Below are 8,750 nucleotides of genomic sequence, written 5' to 3'. Positions count from 1 at the left end.
AGCTTGCGCACGATGTCCTCCGCAGAATTCCGCTTCCGACCAGCCATGTGTTCATCGTCCCTTCTGGCCCGACATCGGGCCACAGGACTCTAGAACTGGTTGGACTCATTCAGCGGGAACACGCCAGGGGCACTTTGCGCTTTTGCGGGTCAGCGGTGTTTCCGGACGGTTGCCCTACTCGCCGTCGCTCCTCTCTGGTCGGTGTGTGGTCGGTGCTTCTTCGGCGCCGCATGTTGTATGTGGTGCGCGACAGCCTGCCTCTTAACATCCATGCCAAGATCCGAGGTAGCGAATGAAGATCCACAAGATCAAGAGACCTCCGAGTCGAGTGCCCACCGCACAATCGAGCGGACGTCTCCGCGGCGGGTCAATAGTTCGCTCACCTTCGCTCCGCCGTACATCAGTCCAGCACTAATCAGTCCGCCGGCTGCGGCGGCTGCTGGCGACCCACTACTCAGGGCAAAGCTCGCAAAGGTAGTGCCGGTCGGAACTATTACCCGCTCTTGTTGATAGATCGGCTTATCGATCTTGGGCTTTTTCGGGTTCAGGCTTTCCATGATGCCTTCGACCAGACGCTCCAGAGTGCCCTTGTTGCGCGCCGCCAACCAAGAACGTCGCGCCAGTTTGGTGCTATCTAGAAGCTCGCCATACTCTTTCTCTGTTAGTCCTCCAAGAATGGAAACAATCCGCTTCAGTGCATCGACATGTTTATCGTTTTCCACCACCTGGTTGCCAGCTTGCGAGTCATTCAAAATTGCGGGTAGTAGATGCGCGTAATTCGATGGTCGATTAGCAAGTAGGCAGTTGTGTTGCCGCGAAATCGTAACTTGTCGACAATCGTGATACCACTCACGAAGCACGGATCTGTCGAGCTGCGCTGAATCATCGGAACGATGCTTAAATTCCTGACGGAGGATTTCGTCGGCAGAGGCGCTCCTAGAATCACCACGCGCAACCAGATCCACAATTTTAGCGTATGCCTGCTCGCCCTCACCAGTCGCAAAAGTGTCTTCTTTCAGAGGTGAATCGACGACGACCGAGCGCAAATCGAAGGCCCTTCGAGGCCAGCGGGTAAATAGTCCATGGGCAGATTCCGTCGCTCCCCACGATTTCCAGCCGGACTTTAACTCGTTCTGATCCTCTTTCGAAACGCCCAACAAGTCCATCTCACGAAGAACTGCGGGGATCGGAGAGGCATGGGGCCCAATAGAAATACCAGTTCGCAGCCTATCCGCGAGCGCCGCTTCCTGCGTATCTGAAATAAGGAAGCGAAATTCCAGTGGACGGAGACGCCGGGTTTCATTGTCAAGAAGATATTCAGTTAGCGACCCCTGAAACGTAGCCTGACGCAATCGAATCTCGACCGTGCGACGATCCGCAGTCTGGCCGCATGCAGCGGCTAACGATTCTGGCGTGAAGAAGCGCAGCAGAATGTTACCGTCAAAGAGATGACTGTCAGGAATCAATAGCTTACCGAACAGAAGAATATCCAGCCTCATGACGGCAACAATGTCTTCTTTGTCGACACCTTGCATCAAAAGATCCCGCTGGGAAAGCGTCGAAAAAAAATCCGAAAGCAACCCACGTCTCACAACAAACCCCCCGCTAGGTTTGAAGAACAGGCGCCGGTCGTCCCAGCGGAACCGATCATATCCACGAAAGAGCGAAGCGAGCCTTCTCTCACGGAATTTGTCACGGCAGAGGCGACGGGTTCCCGCTCATGCCTCATCGCTCCGCTCCCCTAGCTAGCCCATCACAGTTTGCCCGTCATTCTGAGCGCCTGTCGCGCTGCCCCATCAAGCCGTTTCGCCACGTCATCGAGGTCGCTCGGGAAGAGGCCGGCGTAGTGGTTCAAGGTGGTCGCGGCGGACTCATGACCGAGCAGACGCGCCACGGCGACGACGGAGGCGCCCGCGTGAATCGCGAGCGATGCAGCGGTGTCGCGCAGATTGTGCGGCGTGATGTCGAGTTCCAGAGCGTCGACCGCATCGTCGAAGACGTCACGGCGGAAATTGCGATTGCGGAGCGGCGTGCGGTTCGCAGAACAAAAGACGGGTTCATCGGGTTTGTGGTCTCCCCGGAGCTTAGCGAGTTCCTCCGACACGATCGCGGGGATGGGCACGGTCCTGGCCTGGTTATCCTTGACCGACGACATCTCGCCCCGCGGCGCTTCTTCCGAGTACGCACGCGCAACCCGCAGGGTTCGCCTGCCGAGATCGACGTCAGCCCATCGCAGAGCTGCTAGTTCGCCCCAACGCAGGCCGCAGCATCCGGCGACCAATACGAGGATGCGGTCCCGTCTCTCATCGAGGTGGTCGGCCAACTGCCAGAGTTCGTCATGCGTCAGCGGACGCGGGTCATTGCCCTGGACCTTGGGAAGGCGGATACCGGCAGCAGGGTTGCGATGGATGGCACCATCGCGGACCGCATGATCGAACACTCGGCGCAATACGCCGAGCGAATGGCGCGCGGTCGCCGCCGACTGCTTGCGCGAAATCTCGGCCACCCAAGCCTGTACCTCGGAGGGTCGGACCGATACAAGCGGGCGCCGACCAAATGTCTGAGCAATCTGCTTGGCGGTGATCAGCGACGGTTTGTCGACCTCGCAGGCCGCATCGAAGGTGGGTGTGTCGGGGCCCAGCCGGCACACGACCACGAGCAACGGTGTGGCGGCCTCAGCTCAAGGGTGAGGAATCCGTGATGCCCTCGGAGATCTCGTTGGCCATCCACTTGCACATCCGCCGGACCGGTTCCATCCCGTCGTGGGACAGGCCGATCAGCGGACCGTTGTACAGCGCGTTCCCGAGCGTCACGAGGCGCTGCGCCCCGTAGAACGGAACGATGTCCTGCAGCTGGTCCTTCAGGCTCTCCGGCCACACCCCGATGGTCTGGGTGTAGGCGTCGATGCCGAGCAGGATGTCCTGCAGGGACTCCACCGGCACGAAGTTGGCCGTGCGATCGGCCAGGTAGGCGGCGAAGTCGACCTTGCGCGGCAGCTTGGAGACGATCATCGCTCCTTCGCCGCGCTCGCCGCCGATCACCTCGTACCAGTCGTCGTCGAGCCGCAGGGCGTCCACATGCGACTTCAACTCCCTGTCGTAGGACTTCGGCATGGTGCTGAAATAGGCCGGCAGTTCCATGATCGCGGCGTAGGTGCGCCTGGCCAGGTCGACCACCCGGTCAACGCCGTCCTCGTGGTCGCCGGTCAGCACGTAGGTCACCCGTGAGCTGGCACAGCCGGCCTGGTTGGCCCCTCCGATGTCGACGGCCAGCCGGCGCGCGGTCTCCTCCATCTCCTCGGCGTTGTCGAGTGCTTCCGGCCCGACGACGCTGATGCTGGTCTTGGGATCCAACGAGATCAACTCCAGGCCCGGCTGCAGGTATTTGGTGACGTGCTTGATGCCGGCGAATCCGCCCCAGGCGATGATCTTCTCCACGTTGTGGGGTTGGTAGAGCTTCTCCTCGACGGCGGCATCACCGCCCTACCAGTAGGCGACGGCGAAATGCTTGGTGATGGGGTGGTCGGGCGCCATCTCGCACATCGTCATGCCCAGCGCCGCCGAGGTGAACGGGTCGTTGGACGGCGCCTTGATGATGCAGTCGCTGCGCGAGATGGCACTTCGCAGCAGCGTGATCATGCCCAGCCCCGGGCCGTTGCCGGCCACGATGTGCACCCCGCGGGTGCCGAACGCGCGGACCTTGATGCGCACGCCGTCGATCAGCCGGTGCTCCACCCAGCCTTCGATGTGGGCCAGCCCCACGCTCTTCTCGGCGATCTGGCGGACCTTGTCGCGTTCGAAGAACGAGGCGAAGCCGTTGTAGCCCAGATCGACCAGCGCGCGCGGCACCGGCGCGACGTCGTAGGTCAGATCACGCGCCTCCTGCATGTACTCGTTGCTGTTGATGTCGAGCCGCGTACCCAGCTCCTCCAGGTAGTCGAGGATGTCCTCGAAACTGAGCTCGTAGAGATCGGCCATCAGGCCCGGCGAGGCGAGTGGGAGCCGGTCGACGAACTTCCTGGGGTCCGGTGCGCTGAAGGTCACCCCGCCGCCGCGGCCGGGATACTCGATCAGGTCCGAGTCGATGACCTCACCGCGGATGACGGTGCGTGCGATGGGATTTGTCATGTTTTCGTCCTCGGGCACTTAGAAACTGGTGAGAAAGTCCATGGCGTCCTCGTGCGCCTCGGGCGTCGCCGTGCAGGTGATCTTGTCGGTTCCGCCCTGCTCCACGCTGAAGCGCTTGATGTCATCGGAGATGTGCACGGTGGTGCGGCCGCAAGGGCAGTCGCTCCAGTCGATCTCCACCTTGTCCCCGGTGATCAGGCCGCCCCAGACGCCGTTGATCGCCAGGTCGAAGAACGCCGCGCGACCCACATGCGTGCCCGAGCGGGGCAGCAGGTCGCTGGTCTCCGGGTCGAGGATCATCGGAATCAGCCACGGGGGCAGGTGGCAGCGGCCGTGCTCGCAGCGCACGCTGACCCCGGTCTGTTCGGAGAATCCGTAGAAGTAGCCGAATTCGCGACCGAAGTTCAGGAAGTCTTCGACGACCTTCTCCCAGCCGTCCGGCATGGTGAAGCCCTTGCCGCCCAGCCCAACCGAGATGAACGAATCCTCGGCGAAGTCGCATTGGTGGCCGGCGGCCATGCCGGAGTTGGCGACGTCGTAGATCAACTGGGCCGGGGACATCAGGAACACGCGCTTGCCCCTGAGCTTGTGCACGAGGGTGTCGGTCCAGGCTTCGGCGCGAGCCGGTCGTTCGGCTTCCATCCGGACGAGTTCGTCGCGGCGATCCAGGAGCCGCTGCGGGACGTCGACCTGGCTGTTACCCCGCGCCTGGGCGGCGCGCAGCCGCGCGGCCAGGAACATCACGTCAGTGTCCCCGCGGGTGTCGAACATCGGGTGGAAGTGATCGTCGCGGTCGAGTGCCATGTACTCGCGGAAGTAGTGCGGCGCCCGGAAGAAGGGAGTGTGACCGTCGGGGTAGCTGGGCCAGCACACGTGAATGGGCTCGTTCAGGTCGGCCTCCGAGGGCGCCTCACCGAACCGCTGCAGCAACTGCACGCGGAATCCACCCAGGATGAACGTGCGCCAGTCGCTGCGGTCGCGGGGAGTGAACGACATCGTGCCGGTGGTGCCCGAGGAGGTGATCGGGTCGAGTTCGGTCTCGGAGCTGAGCAGGTCCAGCCAGGAGTCGATCGAGTCGCACCCGGTTGCATCGATCCCACTCAGGTCATACGGCGTGAGGCGGTTGAGCCAGGTGGTCAGCTTGTCGAACTGGCCCTTCTCCAGCAGGTAGGTGGGATAGGACTTGTACATCGTGTGCTCGAACATCAACGGCAGCACATCGTCGAGTTCGCAGACTTCGGTGATTCCCTGCCGGGCGGCCAGCTTCGACAGGGTGGGAATCCGGTCTTTCTGTTGCTCGAACCTCTTCGACAGCGCCGCCCTGTGAACGTCGGTCAGGACGTCTCTGGGCACCGACTGCATCTTCGTGAGGGACATGCCGAAGAACGTCAACGGGTCCTTGATCAAGGCGTCCGCCGACTCGTCGACGGTGGCGCTACCGGCAAGCAGGTTGTCCACGGTGACCATGTGCTTCCCTTCTGTGCAAAGCGGTGGGGTGGAGGCCGCCGATCAGCGGACCCGTATTGGGAATCCGCCGCCGGGCCGAATCCCGGGTGTGTGTTTGCTGCTGGGTGGAACGAGCGCGCCGGACCCGGCGCGCACGCAACGAGGCGCCTCGTGCCCATGGGGCGTCGGGTGCGCGCGGAGTATGCCCGGAGGTGTGCGGCCTGCGCCCGCTGCGGCACGATGTTGCGGCGCAGCGTGAGCGTCGAGCCGCTCAGGCATGCGCACACGATACCGACGGGCCGGCGGCTTTGTGATCGGAATCACTTTATCTATGCATCGTTTTCGGTCGGCGGGGCGTGTGCGAATAACGAACAGATCGACGGCGACACCTGTGTGCGAATAACGAACAGCGAGGATCGACTGCCCGACTCTGGGAGGACACGCCGGCGTGCCGTAAACCTTGATTCACGGCCGGCCGATGAGTTTGGGCGTTGAGCACGGAAACGCCAGAGTGGTTGGCCGCGAGCGACTTTCGACCCCCGCTTTGCGCGATTCAGCTCAGATGTGATGGGTTGACATCGACGAGGGTTCTTATGGCCCAGCTGATTTCGGATCGAGGCCGACAGCAGGCCTCGACTCTGCGAGACATCGACGGCGCAGTGACGGCGGAATTCTTCCAACGCCGGTGTCGCACGTTCGAGTCCTGCCGCGGGCACTTCGCTGTGGCATTTCGTGCAGCACGTCAGCACCGATGTAGCCGGTAGCCGGCTGGGTGCCCCTGCACCGCGAGTGCGCTTCGGCGCTCGCCGGTGGCAGGTTCGCACCGGAGAGACCGCCGACCGGTTCCGGAGGCCGATTCGCACCGAGTGCAGATCACCGGCGAGGGGGTGGGTCTGCGATGGTCGTGAGCAGGATGTCGATGAGTTCATCGGCCGAGGTCTGCCACTTGTCCGTGTTGAGCAGACCACTGGTTTCCAGGCCGGCCGCGCCGTGGGCTGCGGTCAACAGGATGGCCGCATGGCCATTGGCCCGTTGTTCTCCGGCCACGGGCGAGACGATCGCGAGGAACAGATCGCAGGTCCGCTGCGCCGCACGCACGATGGCCGCGGGGTCGCCCAGCGGTGGACTGAACATCAGCTGGTACAGGTGGGGCCGCTGGCGGCTGACGGTGATGACGACGAGCAACGCCGCGCGCAGCGTTTCCTCGGGCGAAAGGCCGGAATCGTCTCGCAGCCTCTGCATCTCGTCGGCGATGCGCTCCCATCCCTCGACGGCAACCGCCGTCAGCAGGGCCTCCTTGTCGGCGAAGTGGCCGTATGGCGCACCGCGGCTAACACCCGCACGCGCCCCCACCTCGCGCAGTGTCACCGCGGCGGGGCCGCCGGCGTCGAGCAAGGCGGCCGCCTCGTCGAGCAGGGCCCGGCGCGTCGCCGCGGCTGCCTCGATGCGGCTCGAGAAGCCCTCCTGTTCGACGTCGACGCGAACGCTACCCGTTGCGGGGTGCGTCACCCCGCGGTCGGCAGCGCGCCGAACACCCCGGGATTGCCGGTCTGGATGCGAGAGGTGAGCTTCAGTTTCGAGATCCGCCAGCCGTCCTCGGTCCGGACGAACGAATTCGTGTAGTAGCCGTAGACGGTCTGCTCGGCGCCGCCCTCGGTCGCGGCGTTGTGATGGATGGCGCGGACATACGCCGCGACGGTCGCGTGGTCCGAATCCTCGAACGTGATCGTCAGGTTGCTCATCATGTGTTGTGTTGCGGTCAGTGCGCTCATGATGGGAGCGATCAACGCGACGAACTCGTCGGCGCCCAGACGCGCGGGAGGCGTGCCGAACACCGAGCTGTAGTCACCCTCGATCTCGTCGGTGAAGCACGTGCGGAACAGTTCCCAGTCGCGCGAGTCGACGGCCGTCGCGTAGCGGAATTGCACGTCAGCGATCTCGGCGCGATCGACGAGACGCTGGAGGCGCTCAGCACTGACATCGGCTTGATCTGACGCTTGATCTGACACTGTCATACGAAATAGTGTCACCGGTCCAGATGACGCTGTCAACTCAAAGGTCGGGCCGGGCCGGGAAATCTTTCGGCACGGGCCGTGGCTCAGAGTCCACCGGACGCGGTGAGAGTCCGGCCGGTGATCCAACGGGCCTGCGGGCCGGTGAGGAACGCGACGACATCGGCGCCGCGCGTCACCCCCGCGCTTTCGGCACCACCTCGCTGCCGAGCAGGTGTACCTGTTCGAGTACCTCTGCGTTGTCCATACCGTGATGCCCGGGCCTGAAGACAAAGTTGGTGACACCGCAGTCGCGCAGGCCGCCGACGTCGTCGACGACCTGGTCGATACCTCCGGTCAGCGGCACCCGCTCCGCGCCGTCGACGCTGCGGGCCCCAACGGCGCCGAACATGGCGCTGTAGGACAGTGTCGGGCACGGTCGATTCGCCTGCTCGGCTAGCTGTGCAAGGTTGGCCGCGCTGTTGCGGTATTCATCCGGGGTCAGCGACAGCGGTTGCCATCCGTCGCCGATCGTTGCGGCGCGGCGTATGGCTGCCGGCGAGTTTCCGCCCACCCATATGGGCGGATGGGGCCGCTGAACAGGTTTGGGATCCAGACGCTCGGCGGCCAGGCGGTAGTACTCACCTGTGAAGTCGACGGGCCCGTCGGACCAAACCGCCCTCCACACCGCCAGGTACTCATCGGTGATTGCCCCGCGGCGGTGGTAATCCACCTGCAGCGCTTCATATTCGACCCGATCGACTCCCACCCCGACGCCGACGATCAGTCGACCGCCGCTGATGATGTCGACGGTGGCCAGCATTTTCGCTGCGGCGACCGGATTGCGATAGGGAACGATCAGTACGTCGGTGCCCAGCGTGAGGTTGGGCACCACTGCGGCGAGACCAGCCAACAAGGTGGGTGCGTCGTACCAGGTACGCGGATGCTGTGGTGGTGGACCGACGACCAGATGGTCACCGACCCACAGCCCGTCAAAACCGGCAGTCTGCGCGCCGGTAGCGAAGGCGACGATGTCGGCATACCCGAGTTGGTGCTCGTAGAACGGCAGTGCCACCCCGAATGTGGTCCGCCCTGCCTTTGCCGCCGGCGGCGTCGTAGAAGGGGTCGTGGAAGGTTCAGTCGACGTCACCGTGCGCCGCTCACCGACTGTACCTTATACACATCT

At 63.5% G+C, this 8,750-nt stretch carries 6 protein-coding genes and 1 pseudogene; all 7 read right to left on the bottom strand.

All coding sequences use genetic code 11. The features are described 5' to 3' along the window. Window positions 1–308 precede the first annotated feature (308 nt). The 7 genes and pseudogenes from CSR00_RS30430 to CSR00_RS28530 all read right to left on the bottom strand — a co-directional run bounded on the left by CSR00_RS30430 (window position 309) and on the right by CSR00_RS28530 (window position 8,639). On the bottom strand, window positions 309–1,580 hold the full coding sequence (locus CSR00_RS30430) for a hypothetical protein (RefSeq protein ID WP_141564519.1): 1,272 nt from the start codon (window positions 1,578–1,580) through the stop codon (window positions 309–311). A 173-nt stretch (window positions 1,581–1,753) separates the two neighbouring features. Next, on the bottom strand, window positions 1,754–2,656 hold the full coding sequence (locus CSR00_RS28555) for a tyrosine-type recombinase/integrase (RefSeq protein WP_245906716.1): 903 nt from the start codon (window positions 2,654–2,656) through the stop codon (window positions 1,754–1,756). A gap of 19 nt (window positions 2,657–2,675) precedes the next feature. Next, window positions 2,676–3,977 (bottom strand): annotated as a pseudogene (locus tag CSR00_RS28550) (acyl-CoA reductase). Window positions 3,978–4,145: 168 nt separating this feature from the next. After that, window positions 4,146–5,594: a hypothetical protein gene (locus CSR00_RS28545; protein ID WP_099025737.1), complete on the bottom strand. Its 1,449-nt coding sequence runs from the start codon at window positions 5,592–5,594 to the stop codon at window positions 4,146–4,148. Between the two features lie 852 nt (window positions 5,595–6,446). Continuing rightward, window positions 6,447–7,082 (bottom strand): TetR/AcrR family transcriptional regulator, encoded by a 636-nt coding sequence (locus tag CSR00_RS28540; protein WP_218014557.1) that lies wholly within the window; start codon window positions 7,080–7,082, stop codon window positions 6,447–6,449. Further along, a complete protein-coding gene (locus tag CSR00_RS28535) occupies window positions 7,079–7,603 on the bottom strand; it encodes a nuclear transport factor 2 family protein (protein ID WP_218014556.1) in 525 nt (174 codons plus the stop codon). Before CSR00_RS28535 ends, CSR00_RS28540 begins: the two co-directional genes overlap by 4 nt. A 157-nt stretch (window positions 7,604–7,760) precedes the next feature. Then, complete coding sequence (locus CSR00_RS28530; protein ID WP_176562317.1) at window positions 7,761–8,639, bottom strand: TIGR03619 family F420-dependent LLM class oxidoreductase; 879 nt, start codon at window positions 8,637–8,639, stop codon at window positions 7,761–7,763. Window positions 8,640–8,750: the final 111 nt, after the last annotated feature.

It is taken from the genome of Mycolicibacterium palauense (genome assembly GCF_002592005.1).
In the GTDB taxonomy this organism is placed as follows: Bacteria; Actinomycetota; Actinomycetes; order Mycobacteriales; family Mycobacteriaceae; genus Mycobacterium; species Mycobacterium palauense.
Note: the sequence above shows the minus strand (reverse complement) of the source record. Positions and strands in the feature narration are given on the sequence as shown.

What these genes read in the sequence shown, in the direction of transcription:
- CSR00_RS28545 (WP_099025737.1), bottom strand. Translation starts at nt 5,594, where the DNA reads ATGGTCACCGTGGACAACCTGCTTGCCGGTAGCGCCACCGTCGACGAG.